The 18444-nt window shown below is 72.6% G+C and carries 20 protein-coding genes; 12 read left to right on the top strand and 8 right to left on the bottom strand.

Annotated features, from left to right (window positions below):
* Positions 1-54 precede the first annotated feature (54 nt).
* A complete protein-coding gene (locus tag AC0NH5_RS08565; RefSeq protein WP_474401668.1) occupies positions 55-834 on the top strand; it encodes a hypothetical protein in 780 nt (259 codons plus the stop codon).
* A gap of 39 nt (positions 835-873) precedes the next feature.
* Positions 874-2208 carry a hypothetical protein gene (locus tag AC0NH5_RS08570; protein WP_474401670.1) on the top strand — a complete coding sequence of 445 codons (1335 nt, stop codon included), beginning with the start codon at positions 874-876 and terminating at the stop codon, positions 2206-2208.
* 6 nt (positions 2209-2214) lie between these two features.
* On the opposite strand, the gene AC0NH5_RS08575 is transcribed toward AC0NH5_RS08570, so the two are convergent.
* Complete coding sequence (locus AC0NH5_RS08575) at positions 2215-2880, bottom strand: response regulator (RefSeq protein WP_474401672.1); 666 nt, start codon at positions 2878-2880, stop codon at positions 2215-2217.
* Complete coding sequence (locus AC0NH5_RS08580) at positions 2877-3698, bottom strand: sensor histidine kinase (protein WP_474402373.1); 822 nt, start codon at positions 3696-3698, stop codon at positions 2877-2879. Before AC0NH5_RS08580 ends, AC0NH5_RS08575 begins: the two co-directional genes overlap by 4 nt.
* A 145-nt stretch (positions 3699-3843) precedes the next feature.
* On the opposite strand from AC0NH5_RS08580, the gene AC0NH5_RS08585 reads away from it, so the two are divergent.
* The 4 genes from AC0NH5_RS08585 (at position 3844) to AC0NH5_RS08600 (ending at position 8605) form a co-directional block, all read left to right on the top strand.
* Positions 3844-4536: an ABC transporter ATP-binding protein gene (locus AC0NH5_RS08585; protein WP_474401674.1), complete on the top strand. Its 693-nt coding sequence runs from the start codon at positions 3844-3846 to the stop codon at positions 4534-4536.
* A complete protein-coding gene (locus tag AC0NH5_RS08590) occupies positions 4533-6896 on the top strand; it encodes an FtsX-like permease family protein (RefSeq protein WP_474401676.1) in 2364 nt (787 codons plus the stop codon). The genes AC0NH5_RS08585 and AC0NH5_RS08590 overlap by 4 nt, the downstream gene beginning before the upstream one ends.
* Positions 6897-7008: 112 nt before the next feature.
* Positions 7009-7467 (top strand): DUF4262 domain-containing protein, encoded by a 459-nt coding sequence (locus AC0NH5_RS08595; protein ID WP_474401679.1) that lies wholly within the window; start codon positions 7009-7011, stop codon positions 7465-7467.
* Positions 7468-7615: 148 nt separating this feature from the next.
* The gene (locus AC0NH5_RS08600; protein WP_474401681.1) at positions 7616-8605 is read left to right on the top strand and encodes a CARDB domain-containing protein; all 990 of its coding nucleotides are present in this window, start codon (positions 7616-7618) and stop codon (positions 8603-8605) included.
* A 57-nt stretch (positions 8606-8662) separates the two neighbouring features.
* Here AC0NH5_RS08600 and AC0NH5_RS08605 read toward each other — a convergent pair whose 3' ends face one another.
* Complete coding sequence (locus tag AC0NH5_RS08605; protein WP_474401683.1) at positions 8663-9070, bottom strand: ribosomal maturation YjgA family protein; 408 nt, start codon at positions 9068-9070, stop codon at positions 8663-8665.
* Between the two features lie 41 nt (positions 9071-9111).
* Here AC0NH5_RS08605 and AC0NH5_RS08610 point away from each other — a divergent pair, with 41 nt between their 5' ends.
* On the top strand, positions 9112-9654 hold the full coding sequence (locus AC0NH5_RS08610) for an ATP-binding protein (RefSeq protein WP_474401685.1): 543 nt from the start codon (positions 9112-9114) through the stop codon (positions 9652-9654).
* Between the two features lie 16 nt (positions 9655-9670).
* On the opposite strand, the gene AC0NH5_RS08615 is transcribed toward AC0NH5_RS08610, so the two are convergent.
* The gene (locus AC0NH5_RS08615; RefSeq protein WP_474401687.1) at positions 9671-10894 is read right to left on the bottom strand and encodes an RNA polymerase sigma factor; all 1224 of its coding nucleotides are present in this window, start codon (positions 10892-10894) and stop codon (positions 9671-9673) included.
* Positions 10881-11276, bottom strand: a complete 396-nt coding sequence (locus tag AC0NH5_RS08620) for a YciI family protein (protein ID WP_474402375.1) — start codon at positions 11274-11276, stop codon at positions 10881-10883. Before AC0NH5_RS08620 ends, AC0NH5_RS08615 begins: the two co-directional genes overlap by 14 nt.
* Before the next feature lie 97 nt (positions 11277-11373).
* On the opposite strand from AC0NH5_RS08620, the gene AC0NH5_RS08625 reads away from it, so the two are divergent.
* Complete coding sequence (locus AC0NH5_RS08625) at positions 11374-11991, top strand: DUF998 domain-containing protein (RefSeq protein WP_474401689.1); 618 nt, start codon at positions 11374-11376, stop codon at positions 11989-11991.
* Between the two features lie 103 nt (positions 11992-12094).
* On the top strand, positions 12095-12853 hold the full coding sequence (locus AC0NH5_RS08630; RefSeq protein WP_474401691.1) for a class I SAM-dependent methyltransferase: 759 nt from the start codon (positions 12095-12097) through the stop codon (positions 12851-12853).
* Between the two features lie 97 nt (positions 12854-12950).
* On the opposite strand, the gene AC0NH5_RS08635 is transcribed toward AC0NH5_RS08630, so the two are convergent.
* Together AC0NH5_RS08635 and AC0NH5_RS08640 are read right to left on the bottom strand one after the other, a co-directional pair.
* Positions 12951-13463 carry a P-loop nucleotide/nucleoside kinase family protein gene (locus AC0NH5_RS08635; protein WP_474401693.1) on the bottom strand — a complete coding sequence of 171 codons (513 nt, stop codon included), beginning with the start codon at positions 13461-13463 and terminating at the stop codon, positions 12951-12953.
* A gap of 93 nt (positions 13464-13556) precedes the next feature.
* Positions 13557-13985 carry a YybH family protein gene (locus AC0NH5_RS08640; protein WP_474401694.1) on the bottom strand — a complete coding sequence of 143 codons (429 nt, stop codon included), beginning with the start codon at positions 13983-13985 and terminating at the stop codon, positions 13557-13559.
* 88 nt (positions 13986-14073) lie between these two features.
* Between AC0NH5_RS08640 and AC0NH5_RS08645 the strand changes: the two genes are divergently transcribed.
* Positions 14074-14445 (top strand): YciI family protein, encoded by a 372-nt coding sequence (locus AC0NH5_RS08645; protein ID WP_474401696.1) that lies wholly within the window; start codon positions 14074-14076, stop codon positions 14443-14445.
* 62 nt (positions 14446-14507) lie between these two features.
* Entirely contained in the window at positions 14508-15707 is a 1200-nt protein-coding gene (locus AC0NH5_RS08650; RefSeq protein ID WP_474401697.1) for an RNA polymerase sigma factor, read from the top strand.
* Here AC0NH5_RS08650 and AC0NH5_RS08655 read toward each other — a convergent pair.
* On the bottom strand, positions 15700-17301 hold the full coding sequence (locus AC0NH5_RS08655; protein ID WP_474401698.1) for a copper resistance CopC/CopD family protein: 1602 nt from the start codon (positions 17299-17301) through the stop codon (positions 15700-15702). The genes AC0NH5_RS08650 and AC0NH5_RS08655 overlap by 8 nt on opposite strands.
* A 125-nt stretch (positions 17302-17426) precedes the next feature.
* Here AC0NH5_RS08655 and AC0NH5_RS08660 point away from each other — a divergent pair, with 125 nt between their 5' ends.
* A complete protein-coding gene (locus tag AC0NH5_RS08660; RefSeq protein ID WP_474401700.1) occupies positions 17427-18359 on the top strand; it encodes a 5'-3' exonuclease in 933 nt (310 codons plus the stop codon).
* Positions 18360-18444 lie beyond the last annotated feature (85 nt).

Consider the following 18444-nt stretch of genomic DNA (forward strand, 5'->3'; position numbering starts at 1 on the left):
TCGGGACGTTTGAGCGCGGCGTTCCAGTCGCACGGCATGCGGATAATCGTTGCCATGTCGACGTCGGAAACGACGCCTGCTCCACCACCGGCGACGACGGCGCCGCATTCCGGAGCAGACGGGAACGCGCCTTCCGGCGCGCAGCAGAGCAAGCCGAAATTCACCTTTCTCGGCGTGGTCGAGGGCCTTCTGGCACTGGGCACGTTCGTCGGCGCCACCGTCTACGTGCTGATCAATGCGTTGTACGTCGAGTTCTACGACGACTTCGGGATCCGCCCGGAGGACGTCGGCTGGGACCGGCTCACCGTGCTCAGCCGCGCGGCGTGGATAGCGCTGGTCGGGATGGCGGCGGCCGGCCTGGTCGGCTGGATCTATGCGGCCTACTCGACCCGGGACCGGCACACCCGCGCCGGCCGGACGCCCGCGGCATGGCACAACCTTCGTCTGCGGCGGCTGCTCGGCGGCGCCTCGCTGGCCTTCGCCGTCCTCGTCCCGGTGGGATTCGTCCTGGTGGAGATGCAGATCGAGGAGGAGGCCGCGGAGGCGATGCGAGGGCACAGCGGGGACGGCATCAGCCTGATGGTGCCGTTCATCGACGTCCGCGCGACCCGCGCCACCGTCACCTGGCTGGGCGAGCCGGCCAGACGACCCGGCGGGCTCGATGCCGGGCACCTGATGTACCTGGGCCGGAGCCGCGAGAACGTGGCGATCCTGGCCTGCGGGCGGACCACCATCCTGGTGCCCGCCAAGAACGTCGCCGTGCATCTGCTGGTGCGCGAGAGAACCTATTCCGACGCCGAACAGGAACGTCGTTTCATGCAGGCGTGCCCGTGACGATTTCCGTGGCGCCGGCGGTAATGTGAAAAGAGCCTCATGAAGATGCGCCGTGCCTCGGCGATGGTCACCACTCTAATGGTGCTGACCTTTCCTACCGCGTGCAGTGAGAGGTTGAGCGCCGCCAACGGCTATATGTGCAAGATTCGCGAGGACACGAAGGAAGACTCGGTCAACGCGAAGGCCTACGTCGTCAAGACCGGGGCCTCCGCCACCCGGACCCTCACGGTCACGCTCGATCCGCGGACGCAGGACCGGGAGTACACCGCCACGCTGATCTACGACCTGACGGGCGGCGCCGAAGCCGCCAACCGGCTCGGCGTGCAGATCGGCTCGTGGGTGAAGCGGATCGGGCCGTCGGCCCGGGCGGCCGTGGAGGGAACCACCGGGGTGGGCTTCGCCTACGTCCGCAGGGATGAGGACGACGCCGAGGACCTGCTCGGCGAGAAGTGGCCGCCGGGCCGCTGGCACCAGCTGATCCTCAGTCTCGGCGCCCGGGCGTCCGGCCGGACCGAGCCGCTCCCGGCCGGCCTGGCCGGCCGGCTCACCTTCGACGCCCAGGCCAAGGGCCACCTCACCCTCTTCGGCGACGAAGGCTTCAGCGTCCGGCGCTCGGTGCAGGGCCGTTTCGAGGGCAAGCCGCCGGCCGAGTTCCTGAAGCATTTCGGCGTGGCAGGCGACCGCCTGCCCCGGGCCCGGAACGGGCGGTTCGCGATCGCCTACGAGATGTTCTTCGACGCCGGGGCCCGGCCCGAGCGGCTGGAGACGGTCGCCGACTGGCAGAGCGGCAAACGACTCGAACAGGTCACCCGCAAGCTGAACCTGCGCACCGAGACCCGACTCGGCGGACCTGTCGCCAGGCTGCGCCGGGACCCGTTCCGCCCGGTCACCGCCGAGCAGCTGTTCTTCCGGTCCGACCGGCTGTGGTCACGTCTCGCCGAGGCCGGCACGACGACCACCATGACGTACGACGTCGAAGCCGAGGTCGACGACTATCCGCTGGACATCGGCCCGTTCGGCATCGAATATCGGCGAGAGCGGATCAAACGCAAGCTGGTCGAATCCCGGGTCCGCGGGCACGGCGCGCGTCAGGTGTTCTCCTGCACCGGTGATCCGGTGATGCCCGACCCACCGAAGCGGAGCCGCAGGTACACCAGCATCTCCCCGGACCGGATTCCGGAGCCGCAGCCGCCCGTAAAGCCGCAACCATCGCCGAGCGAGCCGGAGACACCGCTTCTCCCGAGCGAGTTCACGGAACCGTCGGTCACTGCATCGGCCGGCGAGTCTCCCGGGACCGGCGCCTCGGAACTCCCCGAGGAATCCCCGGTTCCCACGCCGACCGGCGAGATCACGCCATCCTTCCCGGAGGGCTGACGATCGTCAGGTGTCACCCGGGGTGACCAGCCCGGTCTCATAGGCCAGCACGACAGCCTGGGCACGGTCGCGCAGCGCCAGCTTGGCGAAGATGCGGGCGACGTGTGTCTTCACCGTCGCCTCGCTCAGCGTCAGGGTCCCGGCCAGCTCGGTGTTCGACAGGCCCCGCCCGAGCAGGCCCAGCACCTCCAGCTCGCGCGGCGTCAACGCGGTCAGGTCGCGGTGCACGGCGGGTGGCTGGTCGCTGCCCGGCGACGCGAACCGCTGCACCAGCCGCCGGGTGATCGACGGCGCCAGCAGCGCGTCGCCGGTCCCGACCAGCCGGACGGCGGCCGCCAGGTGGTCCGCGGTGACGTCCTTGAGCAGGAACCCGCTCGCCCCGATCGCGAGCGCTGTGTAGACGTACCGGTCCAGGTCGAAGGTGGTCAGCATCAGCACCCGGCAGGACGGGTCGCGGGCCAGGATCCGCCGGGTCGCCTCCAGGCCGTCCATCCCCGGCATCCGGATGTCCATCAGCACCACGTCCGGGCGCAGCCTGGACGTGGCGGCGACCGCGCCGGCCCCGTCCGCGGCCTCCCCCACCACCTCGATGCCCCGGGCGGTGAGGATCAGCCGGAACCCGGCCCGGATCAACTCCTGGTCGTCGACGATCAGCACCCGGGGGCCGGTCATCGCGGCGCTCCCAACGGGATCCGGGCGCGCACCCGGTAACCCCCGCCGAGACGCCGCCGGGCGTCCAGGTCACCGCCGTAGACAGCGACCCGCTGCCGGAGCCCGAGCAGCCCCCGCCCGGCGCCGGACCCGTCACCCGGGCCGGGCCGGGGATCGCCGGTGAGCACGCTCGGCCCGGTGGTCAGCACCTCGACGCGCAGCGCATGCGGCGCGTAGCGGATGGTCACCTCGGCCTTCCCGCCGGTCCCGTGCTTGAGCGCGTTGGTCAGTGCCTCCTGCACGATCCGGTAGGCCGTCACGTCGATCCCGGACGGCAACGGCAGCGGATCGCCGGAGATCCGCACCTCGACGGGCAGGCCGGCGAAGGCGATCCGGTCCACGAGCGGGCTGAGACGCGTCAGGCTCGGCTGCGGCGCGAAGGTCGTACCCTCGCTGTCGTCGCCTGATTCGCCGTCCGCGGCCGGCGCCAGCAGTCCCAGCAGGTGCCGCAACTCGGTCATGGTGGTCCGCCCGGCGCGCTCGACCTCGGTGAGCGCGCCCGCCGCCTCGACCGGCAGCGTGGTCAGCACCTCGCGGGCCGCGCCCGCCTGCACGATCATGACGCTGACGTTGTGGCTGACGATGTCGTGCAGCTCCCGCGCGATCCGGGCCCGCTCGTCGTCGACGGCCGCCCGGGCGGCGCTCTCCCGCTCACGCTCCAGCAGCCAGCCGCGCTCGCCAAGGGCTCGCGCGTGCCGCCGGCGGGCCCGCACCAGCGCGATCCCCAGCCCGGCCGCGGCGCCGAGCGCCACCGCGAGCGCGATCGCCAGCCACACCATCCCCACGACGCCAACCTTCGCAGACGGCCGCCGCCGGCACATCATCCCCGGCGCCGAGGCGGCTACATCCCCGGGATGACGGCGCCGGCCGGCTGCACCTCCCGGTCGATGCCTTCAGCCGTACGACCTCCGTAGCGTCAGTCCCATGACGACAGACAACCCGGTGGTACGCCTGGACGGCGTCCGCAAGGAGTACGGGGACACGGTGGCCCTCGACGGAGTGTCGCTGGACATCATGGCCGGCGAGGCGGTGGCCGTGATGGGCCCCTCCGGCTGTGGCAAGTCCACCCTGCTCAACATGATCGCCGGCCTGGACCGGCCCACCGCCGGGCAGGTCACCGTGCACGGTGAGCGCCTCGACGAGATGAACGAGACGCGGCTGGCGCTGTTCCGCCGCCACCACCTCGGCATGATCTTCCAGTTCTTCAACCTCCTCGACGACCTGCCCGCGCTGGACAACGTGGCGCTCGCCGCCCAGCTCACCGGCACCGGCGTCCGCGCCTCCCGGAAGCGGGCCCTGGAGCTGCTCGACGAGCTCGGCATCGCGGACCGGCGCGACATCTATCCGGCGGCGCTCAGCGGCGGCGAACGGCAGCGGGTCGCGGTGGCGCGGGCGCTGATGAACCGGCCCGCGCTGCTGCTCGCCGACGAGCCGACCGGCGCGCTGGACAGCCGGGCCGGCGAGCAGGTGATGGACCTGCTGCTGGACCTCAACCAGATCGGGCAGACCCTGCTGATCGTCACCCACGACGAGCGCCTCGCGCACCGCTGCGCGAGCCGGCTGGTCGAGCTGGCCGACGGCCGGATCGCCCGCGAGTCCGCCCTGGACCGGGTATGAGAGCCGAGATCGTGGTGCCGGAGCCGGCCGGGACACGGCGCGCGGGTGCGGGCGGCGCCGTCTGGACCGCCGCGCGGGCCGCCGTCCGGCGCCGGCGCCTGCAGACCTTCGTGATCTTCCTGGTGGTGCTGCTCTGCACCACCACCGTGGTGGTGGCGCTGGCCCTGCTGGATGCCGCGTCGGCGCCCTTCGACCGGGCCTTCGACCGGCAGCGGGGCGCGCACGCGATCGCCGCCTACGACCCGGCCCGAGTCACCGGCGACCGGCTCACCGCGGCCGGCGACGAAGTGGCGGCGGCCAACGGGCCGTTCGGGCAGGTCGTCCTCGAACCGGAGACCGAACGGCCGATGCCGGGCGTCAACGGCCCGATGACCGTGGTGGGCCGGGCCGATCCGGGTGGCGCGGTCGACCAGCTCGACCTGTGGCGGGGCCGGTGGCCGTCCGCGCCGGGCGAGATCGTGCTGAACGAGGTGCCCCAGACCGAGGCGTTCGACCTGGGCATCATCGACGAGACGTCGACGGTGACCGCGGGCGGGACGACGTTCACCGTGGTCGGCTGGGCGCACAGCGTCAGCGGCTCGGCGGACGGCTGGGTGACACCCGCGCAGGTCACCGCGCTCAAGCCGACCGGGATCCAGATGCTCTACCGCTTCACCGGCGACGTGTCCAGCCGCGCCGCCGTCGACCAGCGTCTCGCCGGGGTGACCACGGGGCTCCCCGCCGGCGCGCTGATCGCGGCCCAGCCGTACCTGGTGATCAAGGAGCGGGTCGCCGCGCAGCCCGGCACGTACCTGCCGTTCCTGGGCACCTTCGGGGTGCTCGGCCTGCTGGTCGCGTTGATCATCGTGGGCAACGTGGTGAGCGGCGCCGTGGTCTCCGGTTTCCGGCACATCGGCGTGCTCAAGGCGCTCGGTTTCACCCCGCGCCAGGTGGTCATCGTCTATCTGACCATGGTGATGGTCCCGGCGCTGGCGGGCGCGGTGCTGGGGACGGTGCTCGGCACGCTCGCGGCCCGGCCGATGCTCACCGACACCTTCCGGGGACTCGGCTTCGGGGAGGTGGGGGTGCGGCCCTGGGTGTGGGCCGTCGCGCTGCTGGGCGTACCGGGCATGGTCGTCCTGGCCGCCCTCCTGCCCGCCTGGCGCGCCCACCGGCTCTCCGCGGCCGAGGCGATCAGCGCCGGCAGCATGCCGCGGCGCGGCCGCGCGCTGCGCATTCAACGGGCCCTTTCCGGTACGCGCCTGCCGCGCTCGGTCAGCCTCGGACTCGGCCTGCCGTTCGCCCGGCCGGCCCGCACCGCCCTGACGATGGCGTCGCTGCTGCTCGGCGTGGTCACCGTGACGTTCGCGACGGGCCTGTCCGACTCGATCATCCGGGTGGCCGAGATCGGCGACCGCTCCGGCGGGGGCATCGGGGTCCGGGCCAGCCAGCTCGGCCGGACCTCCACCGCGACCGACACGGAGACCGAGGCGATGCTGCGCGGTCTGCCCGGCGCCGCACGCGTCGCGGTGTCGCTCGGCCGGGAGGTGACGGTGCCCGGCGACAACGAGCCCGTCCTGATCAATTTCGCCCGGGGTGACGTCGCCGAGATGGGTTACCGCGAGCAGATCCTGGAGGGCCGATGGCTGGCCGGCCCGAACGAGGTGGTGGCGCCCAGCCAGCTCCTCAACGAACGCGGCCTGCGCGTCGGCGACCGGCTGACCATCGAGATGCGGGGCGTGCGCAGCGAGATGACCGTCGTCGGCGAGACGGTCCGGGGCTTTCCCGGCCCGGAAGGCTTGTTCGCGCAGTGGCGGGACTTCCCGGACGCCGAACCCGTCGACTTCTTCTATCAGGTCCAGGTGGCCGACGGCACGGACATGCAGGCGTTCGCCGCGGCAGTCAACACGGCCGATCCTGGCCTGTTCGCCTGGGTGAACAGCGGCGGCAGCGACTTCGCCGTCGTGGTGACCGCCTTCTCCACGGTGCTGGGGTTGCTGCTGGCCGCCGTGGCCGCCCTGGGCGTCCTCAACACGGTCGCGCTCAACGTCCACGACCGGCGGCGTGACCTCGGCATGCTCAAATCGATCGGGATGACACCACGGCAGGTGGTGACCATGACCGTGACGTCGATGGCGGTACTGGGCGTGGCCGGCGGGCTGATCGGGCTGCCACTGGGCATGATCGCGCACGGGGTGGTCGTCCCGCTCGCCGCGGACGCCGCGAAGATCCGCCTGCCGGAGTACGTGCTGGCAGTCTGGTCCCCCGGCACCGTCATCCTGATGCTGCTCAGCGGGGTGCTGATCGCGGTGCTCGGCGCTCTGCTGCCGGCCCGGGCGGCGGCCCGGCTGACCATCGCGCGGGTGCTGCACAACGAGTGACCCGGCCGCGTCGCGCGCTCGGCTCGCATCCGGCCGGATGCGGCGACCCCGGGGCGTGTGGACGTGCGCCTTCCGGGTATCCAGCCGCAGCGAGAATGGGGGGTGTGCCTGAATGACGGCCGGACACCAGGACACCGGGCTTCGCCAGGTCGGCGAAACCATCGCGCGGGACGGCGTGTACCTCCAGTTCGTGCCGCAGCCGGCACTCCTGGAGACGTGCTGGTACACGATCGGCCTGACCGGCCACGACCATCCTGAGCTGATCCTGTACGGATTGCCGCCGGACCTCGCGCGACCAGCCCTGCGCACCGCCGCGGGCGACGTCATCGCGGGCCGGCGGTCGTTCACCGGCGGGCAGCACGCCGACGACGTTCTCGACGGACACCCGGCCGCGTTCGTCACGGTGATCGAACCGGATCGCCACCTGCCCGTCGCCGCGCAGTTCTACGCCGGCACCGCCGTGGAGGCGCTGCAGATCGTCTGGCCGGACCGGCACCACCGCTGGCCCTGGCAGCCCGGCACGCAGGTCGCCGACATGCCGGTCCTCGGCCGGTATGCCGCCCGGGGCTGACCCGGACGCCCGGTGATTCGGTCCACAGTCGTCGAACTTTTCGTCGCCCGACCCCCGACCGCCCCCTTCTGTTCGCTCTCGTGACGCGGCGGGATTCGTCCGCTGTCTCTACACTGCACCGGTTCGTCAATGATCACGGGAGCAGTAGATGGTTCTTCGCACGTTGACCGCGGCCGCGCTGGCCCTCACCGCCGGCCTGGCGTCCGTGGCGCTCAGTTCACCGGCACACGCCGCGGAGGCTCAGCCCGACCTCAGGACTGCCATCGCGTTCAGCCAGGAAACCGGCAAGGTCGGCGACACCGTCACCGTCACCGTCACCGTGTCCAACAACGGCACCGGGACAGCCGAGGACGTGTCGGTGCGCCGGGAATGGGAAGACGCCCTGACCTGGACGTCCCCCGCGCTCGCGGACGGCCCCGCGTTCGACCTGGCGGCCGGCGAGTCGAAGGTCCTGACCCGCACCGGAACCATCCCGGCGGGAGCCCTCGCCGACGGGTACGTCCAGGTGTTGTACTTCTTCGCCCCGGCGAACACCGACAAGAACATCAACGACAACATCGCCTCGCGCAGCCTGCGGGTGCCGGGCCAGGTCGGCGACTACACGGTTCGCATCATCGACGCCGGGACCGGCGCCGGTGTCCGCGGCGCCGTTATCGGGGTCACCGAACTCTCCCAGAGCCCCGGCGCCTTCTCCGCGCGGATCACCAGCGACGCCGCCGGGAACGCCGAGCTGAAGGGCGCGCAGGTCGGCCGTTACGAGCTGAAGGTCACGCCGCCCACCGGCTGGACCACGGCCACCGCCGGCACGGCCCAGGTCAGCATCACGGCGAAACCGGGCAGCTACACGTTCGAGCTGAAGCGCAACGGCCAGCCGACGGCCGAGCCGAGCCGCCCGACGCCGTCCACCTCCGCGGGCGGCGAGCAGCCGGGCGGCCCGGCCACGGTGAACCCCGCCGCGTCCGCCTCCGGCGAGGCACCCGGGGCCGGGGGCGGGGCCGGTGCGGGCGACGGTGGCCTGCCGATCACCGGCGCCGACACGACGGTGATCGTCGTGGCGGGCGCGGGCCTGCTGGTCGCCGGCGCGGTGGCGTTCCTGCTCACCCGGCAGCGGCGGACCCGGTTCACCAGCTCCAGCTGACCGTCCTCCGCACCGTACGGCCCACGTTGTCGGGTGACAGCGTGGGCCGTGCGCCTGTCAGTCGGCTGACGACCTGCGCCTCGATCGATTGACGAGGTAGTGGGCGACGGCGAGCGGAACGATGCCCGCCGGATACCAGCTCAGGTCGACCGGGTCGAAGTGGGCGCCGAGGACCAGCCGGGCCGCCGTGCTGCGGGCAGCCAGGTCAGCGGGAACGCCGGTCAACTGGAGACACTCGACCGCCCAGCACCAGGCCCAGGCCATCGCGCCGGCGGCCCACGGCGAGCGGCGCGGCCAGAGGAACAGGACCCCGACGTACGCCGTCGAGGCGTAGAGAGCGGTCCCCGCGTGCTGCCCGACGGGGCCCGTGCCGGCCGGCGACCCGCGTACGGCGAGCCCGGCGATCACCAGGCCGGCCGCCGCGGCGAGCATCAGCAACCGGAACCGGATACAGGTGATCGCCACCGGGGAATCGTAGGCGGCGCCGGGTCGGCGATGATGAAGGCGTGACGACGAGGCCGCCGACGCTGTTCCTGACTGTGGGACTGCCGGGCACCGGAAAGACCACCGCCGCCCGGCGCATCGAGAAGGAGCGGGCAGCGCTCCGGCTCACGAAGGACGAATGGGTGCGGGCTCTCTACGGGCCGGAGAATCCGCCGTCGGCGACGGACGTGATCGAAGGACGGCTCATCGAGATCGGGCTGCGCGCTCTCCAGCTGGGCACCGACGTCGTGATCGACTTCGGCCTCTGGAGCCGGGACGAGCGCTCCGCTCTGCGGCGCGCGGCAGCGGACCTGGGCGCGACGGTGGAGATGTACTACTGCGAACTCTCCCCCGCGGAGCAGCGGCGACGGCTCGATCAGCGGCAGGCCGAAGCACCGCACACGACGTGGCCGATGTCCGACGAGGAACTGGCCGGGTGGGCGGCCGCCATCGAGATCCCGACGCGAGGTGAGCTCGACGGCAGTGAGCCCGCCGGCGACCCGCCGGCCGGGTTCGCGACGTGGGACGAGTGGCGCGGACACCGCTGGCCGCCGTCGGTCTCCTGACCGCTGCTGCCGAAGGTCAGCCGGGGTCGATCCGGGCTGCCTCCCGCCGGGCGCGGCGGTGCAGGTACCGCTGCTGCTGGAGGCTCATCGTCCGTTCCGCCGCGGCTTCGAAGCCGGCCCGGGCGGCGGCGTGGTCACCGGCCATCGCGTGCAGGTGGGCCCGGACGGCGTGCAGCCGGTGGTCCGCGTCGAGGGAGTCGCCGAGCCCGGCGATCAGCCTCAGCCCGGCCGCCGGGCCGTCGCGCATCGCGACCGCCACCGCGTGGTTGAGCGCCACCACCGGGTTGGCCGAGATCCGGAGCAGCACCTCGTACAGCGCAACGATCTGCGGCCAGTCGGTGGCCGCACTGCTCGGCGCCTCGTCGTGCACCGCCGCGATCGCCGCCTGCAGCTGGTACGGCCCGATCCGGCCGCGGGGCAGCGCGTCACCGACCAGGGCGACACCCTCGGCGATCAGGCCGGCGTCCCAGCGTGCCCGGTCCTGCTCGTCCATCGGGATCAGCGCGCCGTCGGGGCCGGTGCGGGCGGGCCGCCGCGCGTCGGTGAGCAGCATCAGCGCCAGCAGGCCGGTCACCTCCGGGTCGGCGGGCAGTTGCCGGTGCAGCAGGCGGCCGAGCCGGATCGCCTCGGCGGCGAGATCCGGGCGGGTGAGGTCGGGACCGGCCGTCGCCGCGTACCCCTCGTTGAAGATCAGGTAGAGCACGTGCAGGATGGCGCCGAGGCGCTCGGCCCGCTCGGCCGGCGGTGGCATCAGGAATCGTTGGCCGTGGTCGCGGACGGTCTGCTTGGCCCGGGTGATCCGGCGGGTCATGGTCGCCGCGGGCACCAGGAAAGCGCGGGCGATCTCGCCGGTGGTCAGGCCGCCGACCGCGCGCAGCGTCAGGGCGATCTGCGCCGGTGGCGACAGAGCCGGATGGCAGCACAGGAACAGCAGGACCAGCGTGTCGTCGGTGTCCGGGGCATGCTGCTCACCGACCGGCCGCCACTGTTCCTCGCGCCGGCGGCGGGCCTGCTCGCTGCGCAGCAGGTCGGTGAGGCGGCGGGCGGCGACGGTGATCAGCCAGGCGCGCGGGTTGTCCGGTACGCCCTCGGCGGGCCACTGTCCGGCGGCCGCGAGCAGCGCCTCCTGCACCGCGTCCTCGGCCGCGTCGAAATGGCCGTACCGCCGGGCCACGGCGCCGAGGACCTGCGGCGCCTCGGTGCGCAGCAGGTCCTCGATCCCGCGCTCAGCTGAGGTCACCGGCGCCCTCGAGGATCGGGCGTACGTCCACGTGCCAGCTCTCACCGAGGGTGCCCGGGCCCGCCGCCAGCTGCACGGCGATCTCGGTGGCCCGGTCGAAACCCGTGCACTCGACGATCGTCCAGCCGGCCAGGACCTCCTGCGTCTCCGCGTACGGCCCGTCGGTGACCACCGGAGCACCGGCCCGCAGCGTGACGCGGCGGGCGTGCACCGGCGCGGTCAGGCCGCGGGCCTCGACGAACTCGCCGGACTCCACCAGCCGCTGGTTCCACGCGGTCATGAACTCGTGCAGGCCGGCGGCCTCGTCACCCGACAGCGCGCCGTCGCCGGCCTTGCCGGAGAGCCGGTCGTAATCCTGCTGCGATCCCGTCATCATGATCATGTACTTCACGGTCACTCCTCTGCTTCGACGATTGCACGAGGGACGTCGGAGCCGCCGCACGCGTCCGGACACGGCACCACGCCCCGACGTACCGGGCATGACGAACCGACTGGCCGGCGCGGCCATCATCACCTATCAGATCCTCCTGGCGGCCATCATCCTGCTCCGCCCGGAGATCAACCCCACCCACAACCCCGTCAGCGAGTACGCGATCGGCCGGCTCGGGTGGGTCGCGGTCCTCGCCTTCCTGGTGGCCGCCGGCGCGTACGCCCTGCTCCTGCTCGCCCTGCGCCCGGTGGTCCGCGGCCGGCCGGGCCGATATCTGCTGGGCATCGCCGCGCTGGGCACCTTCGGTGTGGGCGTCCTCGTCGCCGACCCGGTGGTGACCCCCTGGCCGGTGATGACGACCGCCGGCCGCCTGCACGTCATCTGCGGCCTCACGGCGATGGTGTCACTGCCGTTCGCCGCGCTGCTGATCAACGGCGAGCTCGCCGGGCGTCTGCCGGCCGCCGCCCGGGTACTCCGGTGGACGGGATGGCTACCGCTGGCCGGACTGATCCTGCACGCCCTCCTGGCGACGGTCATCCCACCGGAGGGCTGGCCGCCGCGGCTGCTGTTCCTGACGTACGCGATCTGGCTGTTCACCCTGACCCGTGTCGCAGATGCTCAGATGTTCCGCCGCCGGATCGAAGCGGCCGAGCATGTGGGCCGCTGAGTCCCGGGTTCCGGCACAGGCTTGTCGGCTCGGCGAGCCCGGCGGATGTGAATCGTGGCATCTCTTCTTGTCCCCGTCCCGCAGAGCCAGTTGGCTCGTCAGCATGGCCCGGATCGCCTACGACCACACCGACGCGGCAGCGTTCGCATCGACGCGGCACCTCGGTGACGCCGGAGCCGACCAGTGGCGGGCCGCCATCACACGGCTCGTCGATCCTCAGCCGGGCGTGCGGCTGCTCGACCTGGGCGCCGGCACGGGCAGCTGGTCCCGAGCGTTCTCCGCCTGGTTCCCGGGTATCGACGTGACCGCCGTCGAGCCCTCGGCAGCAATGCGTGAACGCTCCGTCCACCGGCCCGTGGTCGCTGGTGACGCCGCCGACATCCCGCTGCCCGACGCCAGTGTCGACGCCGCATGGATCTCCACCGTCATCCACCACATCCCCGACCTGAACGCCGCAGCACGCGAACTACGGCGCGTCCTACGGCCCGTCGCGCCGGTGCTGATCCGGTCCGCGTTCGCCGGCCGGCACCAGGCGATCACCCTGTTCCGCTACTTCCCGGAGGCGATCCGGGTTCTGGACACCTATCCCACCGTCGGCCAGGTCGAAGCCGCCTTCGCCGGCGAGGGATTCACCACCGTCAGCCTGGAGCAGATCCCACAAATCACCGCCGGATCGCTGCGCCAGGCAACGGCCGCGCTGCGCCGCGAGGCACACACCCCGCTGCAGCTGATCACCGATGAGGAATACGCCGCCGGTGTGGAGCGCCTGCGCCACGCCGCGCTCACCGGCAGCGGGCCCGTGATCGACGCTCTGGACCTCCTCGTCCTACGCCAGGAGGGCTGCTCCTCGACCCGCGAGTAACACCCGCTCGCGGAGCCGGTCGAAGCCGGCGCGGCCACACATCTGTCGTTGGAGCATCTCGATGCGGTTGACGTTGCCTCCCACAGCTCCGGCCCGGTCACCAGCCGGCTGCGGCGCGAAGCGCCTCGGCCACGGCGCGCGGGGAACCGGTGCTCGCCTCGACGACAGCGTCCTCGATGGCCGCCGTCCGCAGGATGTGGTCAAGCTCGCCGGCGCGGTCCAGGAACCAGGCCGGATCGTGCTGCTCCCGGTGCAGCAGACGGGTGCGGACCACGCTCAGGTCCACCGCGAGGCGGCAGACGGTGAGGGGGACGCCGAGCGCCGACTCGTAGGCGTCCCGTTCCGCCCTGTTCTCCAGGACGCCGGCCAGGATCAGGCGGCGCATGCCGGCGTCGAGGTAGTTGCGGCTGACCGCGCGCAGGTTCCGCAGGGCCATGCCGGTGTTGAAGGGATCGTCCGGCGGGGTGGGCCAGGACCTGCGCAGCCAGTCGACGTCGATGACGGCGTACGGGATCTCGGCCTCGGCGAGCAGGTCGCCCAGCGCGTCCGCCGCCGACGTCTTGCCGGAGCCGACGGTTCCGTTGATCAGCAGCGCCCGGGGCTCGTCCACCGGTCGAGGATAGAGTCTTGCCAGCCTGGTGGTGCATGTCGGTTCTCAGTGCGGCGGGGCCCGCCGCCGGTGCGCGGCGGGCCCGTGCCCGGCTCAGTCGGTGGGGGTCAGGCCGGTCGAGGCCCGGAACGAGCCGTCCATCTCGAACGGCACCGACTCGTGTTCGTGCGTGACCAGCCAGCGGCCGTCGATGCGGCGCAGCCCCAGCGTCACCCGGAACCACAGGGTGAAGCCCTCCGCCGAGCCGCGCGGCACCGCGGTGAGGCAGTCGAGGCTGGTCGCGAACGCCACGTCGCCGTCCGTGGTGATCTCCAACCGGGTCACCTCGCGGCGTGGCGGCGTTTCGAAGGTGGCCATCCAGGCCGCCAGCGGCGCCGGGTTCCGCGCGTCGCCGGGCTGGCGCAGCGGCGGGGCGAGGTTGAACTCGACGAAGGTGGGCGCGTAGTACGACAGGATGGCCTCGGCGTCACCTTTCGCCAGCAGTGCGGCCTTACCCTCGATGACTTCCCGGATCTCGTCCATGACAGGTCCTTCCTTTCTCTCTTGCCCGGGATGTCGAATCCGGGTGGGCCGGTTTCGACATCCCGGGCAACAGCGAAGGAGAGAAACCGTGAAATATCTGATCCTGATCCAGTCGAACCCGCAGTCCCTGGCGGTCTGGGAGACGCTGACCGAGCAGCAGCGGACCGACTTCGGGCTCGGCCACCTGCGGCTGACCGAACAGATGCGCGGGGCCGGTGTGCTGGTGGCCGGTGAAGGGCTGGGCGACCCCGCCCTGGCCACCCAGGTCTCCGTACGCGACGGCCGGACGATCACTTCCGACGGTCCGTACGCGGAGGTCAAGGAGCACCTGGCCGGGTTCTACCTGATCGACGTCGCGGATCTGGACGAGGCGGTCGCCTGGGCCGCGAAGGCGCCGGACGCCGCGTACACCCGGGTCGAGGTCCGCCCGGTCCTGGACATGAGCACCTGGGAGATCTGACATTGGCACCTGGGAGATCTGACATTGGCACCTGGGAGATCTGAGCGGATGGGGGCTGTGCTGTGACCGCGCTGCCGGACCTGCTGCGGGAGTGCGCGCCGCAGGTCCTGGCCGCGGTGGTGCGCCGCTACGGCGACTTCGAGGCGTGCGAGGACGCGGTGCAGGAGGCGCTGATCGCGGCCGCCCGGCAGTGGCCGGAGACCGGCGTCCCGGAGCAGCCGAAGCACTGGCTGATCACCGTGGCGGGCCGCCGGCGGGTGGAGTTGCTGCGCAACGAGACGGCCCGCCGGCGCCGCGAGGAGGCGGTCCGGCACGAGCCCGAGCCGCGGGTCCGTGGCGACGACGAGCTGACGTTGCTGCTGCTCTGCTGCCATCCCGCACTTAGCGTGCCGGCGCAGGTCACGCTCACCCTGCGGGCGGTCGGCGGGCTCACCACCGCGGAGATCGCCCGGGCGCTGCTGCTGCCGGAGGCCACCGTGGGCCAGCGGATCAGCCGGGCCAAGCAGCGGATCCGCGACACCGGCACCCGGTTCGAGATGCCCGCGGCGGGCGAGCTCGGTGAGCGTCTCACCGCGGTCCGGCACGTGCTCTATCTGATTTTCAACGAGGGCTACACGGCGAGCTCCGGCGACGTCCTGAACCGGGTGGAGCTGACCCGGGAGGCGATCCGGCTGACCCGGCAGCTGCACCGGCGCCTGCCGGACGACGGCGAGGTGGCCGGGCTGCTCGCGTTGATGCTGCTCACCGATGCGCGCCGGCCCGCGCGGACCGGGCCGGACGGCCGTCTGATCCCGCTCGCCGAGCAGGACCGGAGCCGTTGGGACGCGGCGGCGATCGCCGAGGGCGTCGCGATCATCACCGGCGCGCTGGCGCGGGCCCCGATCGGCCCGCTTCAGCTGCAGGCCGCGATCGCCGCGGTGCACGACGAGGCGGCGCGGGCCGAGGACACCGATTGGCCGCAGATCCTGGCGCTGTACGGAATGCTGCGCGCGCTGGCGCCGAGCCCGATGGTCGAGCTGAACCGGATCGTGGCCGGCGCCATGGTCGACGGCCCGCGGGCCGGGCTCGCCGCTCTCGACGAGATCGCCGCGGACCCGGTGCTGGCCCGGCACCACCGGACCGCGGCGGTGCGGGCCCACCTGCTGGAGCTCGCCGGTGACCGGGCCGCGGCACGGGAGCAGTACCGGCTGGCGGCGCGGCGCACGCTCAGCCGGCCGGAACAGCTCTATCTGGAGTCGCGGGCCCGGGCCTGTCTCACTTGACCGGGATGGTGGTGGTCACGGTGGCCTGGTCGATCTCCGAGACGCGCAGGGTCATCGTCACCTTCCAGTCCCCGGGGTACGGGAACACCAGGTTGCCGAGTCCCTGGTTGTCCAGCAGCGGGCCGACCGGGTTCTCGATCGGCTCGATCCCGCGCTCCGGCAGGGCCGCCGTGACCTTCCACTCGACCACCTCGAGCGGCTTGCCCTCCGGCGTGTAAGCGAAGGCGTGCAGCGTGTTGTACTCCCCCACCTGGGCCGGGAACACCTCGAACTGCACGGCGTAGAGCTTGCTGTTCAGCGTGGTGACGAAGCCGCGGGCCTTCGCGGCGGCCTCGGCCTCCACGTCGACGGTGCGGGCCGGGTTGGTCTGCACCAGCACGGCCGTGGCGGCGAGAACCATCGCGGCGAGGCCGGCCTCCACCGCGACCGCCCGCCGCAGGCGTCCCGGAGCGGTGGCGGCGGTCCCGCGCCGGACCAGCTGCCGGGAGATCGCGGCGACCGCCAGCAGCAGCGCGAGCAGACCGGCCTTGGCCAGCAGCAGCCGGCCGTAGTCGGAGTTCAGCAGGGCGTCCACCGTGCCGGTCTGCACGACGCCCTGCAACACCCCGCCGGCGACCAGCCAGTACACGCAGATCGCGGCCCACCGCGACCACGACGGCAGGATCACGCCCAGCTCCCGCGAAGCCGCGCGGCGCAGCAGGAACGTCGCCAGGACGGCGAGGCCGCCGAGCCAGATCGCCATCGCGGCGACGTGCACCAGGTCGGCGGCGATCAGCAGGGTGGACTGCGGGGACGCGGCCGGGTGCCCGGTCAGCGGCCAGGTCAGCATCCCGGCGGCGGCGACCACGGCCAGGGCGATGCCGGCCGGGCGGCCGGGCCGGCGGCGGATCCGCGACACTGCGACCGCGAGCGCGGCGACGATCGCCAGGCGGGTGAGCAGCCAGAGGCCGTACGAACTGGTCAGCACCTGTCCCAGCTCGCCGGCCGAGACGTCCAGGATGCCTGCGCCGGACGAGGCCGGCGCCTGCAGCCACAACCCGCCGAGCGTGCTGACCGTGATCAGGCCGAGGCCGGTCCGGGCCATCAGCACCGGGCCGCGCCGGGACAACCGCCCCGGGTACCAGAGCGCCAGCAGCATGATCGGCCCGGCGGTCAGCACCAGGCCGGCGTAACCGAGGTACTTGGCGATCGGGGTGGCCACGGCGACCGCCGGGTCGACGCCGTCGTTCAGCTCCGGCGCCGGGCCGTCCGACGGCGCGCCGACCGAGAACGTGTAGGCGCCGGAGACCGGATGGCTGTCAGCCGAGATGATCCGGTAGCTGACCAGGTAGGTGCCCAGCGGCCGGTCCGGCACCCGCAGGCCGATGGTCAGCCCGGCGGCGGTGGGCACCGGGTCGCCCGTGTTGATCCGCTTGCCGTCCGGGCCGAACACCCGGGTCCGCCCCGGGATCACCTGGACGGTCTCGCTGAACACCAGCGTGACGCTGGTGGGAGCGGTGTCGATCACCGCGCCCTGCTGCGGGGCCGCTTTCGCCAGCACCGCGTGCGCGCTCGCCGGGGCGGCCGGCGTCAGCGACAGCAGAGCCCCGATCATCGCCGCAAGCAGGCACCAGACAACACGAACGCGGCTCACAGCAGGCTTTACGGAGGGGGAACCCCGATGGTTCACGGCGACTGCACCACACTTGTCATCTCGGGCCGCGGATGGTTCCCGCGATTATGCAGACCACTAATGTGGTGCGGGTGACCAGACCACTGCTGGCAGTCGACGCGCCGAGTCTGTACTTCCGCGCCTTCCACGGGATCCCGGAGAAGGCGGCGCAGACCCCGGCCGGTGAGCCGGTCAACGCGATCCGCGGCTTCCTGGACATGCTCGCCCAGCTGATCCGCACCCGCCGGCCGGACCGGGTGGTGTGCGCGCTGGACGCGAGCTGGCGGCCGGCCTGGCGGGTGGAGCTCGTCCCGTCGTACAAGAAGCACCGGGTTGCCCACGGCGAGGTCGAGGAGGTGCCGGCCTCCCTGGAGCGGCAGGTGCCGGTGCTGCTGGAGGTTCTCGCCGCGATCGGCATCCCGGCGTTCGGGGTGGACGGCTACGAGGCCGACGACGTGCTCGGCACGCTCGCTGTCGGGCAGCCCGCCCCGGTCGAGGTGGTCTCCGGCGACCGCGACCTGTTCCAGCTGGTCGACGACGCCCGCGGCACCCGGCTGCTCTACTGCGGCCGCGGCGTGGCCAAGCTCGAGGACGCCGACGAGGCGCTGGTGCAGGCGAAGTACGGGGTGCCCGCCCGGTGGTACGCGGACTTCGCCGCGATGCGCGGCGACCCGAGCGACGGCCTGCCCGGGGTGGCCGGCGTCGGCGAGAAGACCGCGGCCCGCCTCATCGAGCGGTACGGCGGCGTCGAGCAGATCCTCGCCGCCCTGGACGACGCGGACGCCGGCTTCGCTCCGGGCGTACGCCTCAAGCTCGACGCCGCGCGGGATTATCTGGCCAGGGCCCTGCCGGTCTGCAAGGTCGCCCACGACGTGCCGTTGCCGGATTTCGATCCGGCCCTGCCGAAGGCCCCGCGCGAACCGGACGCGCTGCTGGCCCTCGCCGAGCGGTGGAACCTGGCCGGCTCGGCCCGCCGTCTGGTGGACGCCCTGGCCGGCTGAACGGTTGCCGCCCGGTTGCGTCCGGCGCGGGCCTCTCAGATCCGCGCCCGGAACTCCGATACGCGGGACAGCAACCCGCCGTCCC

The organism is Actinoplanes sp. 13 (assembly GCF_056134165.1).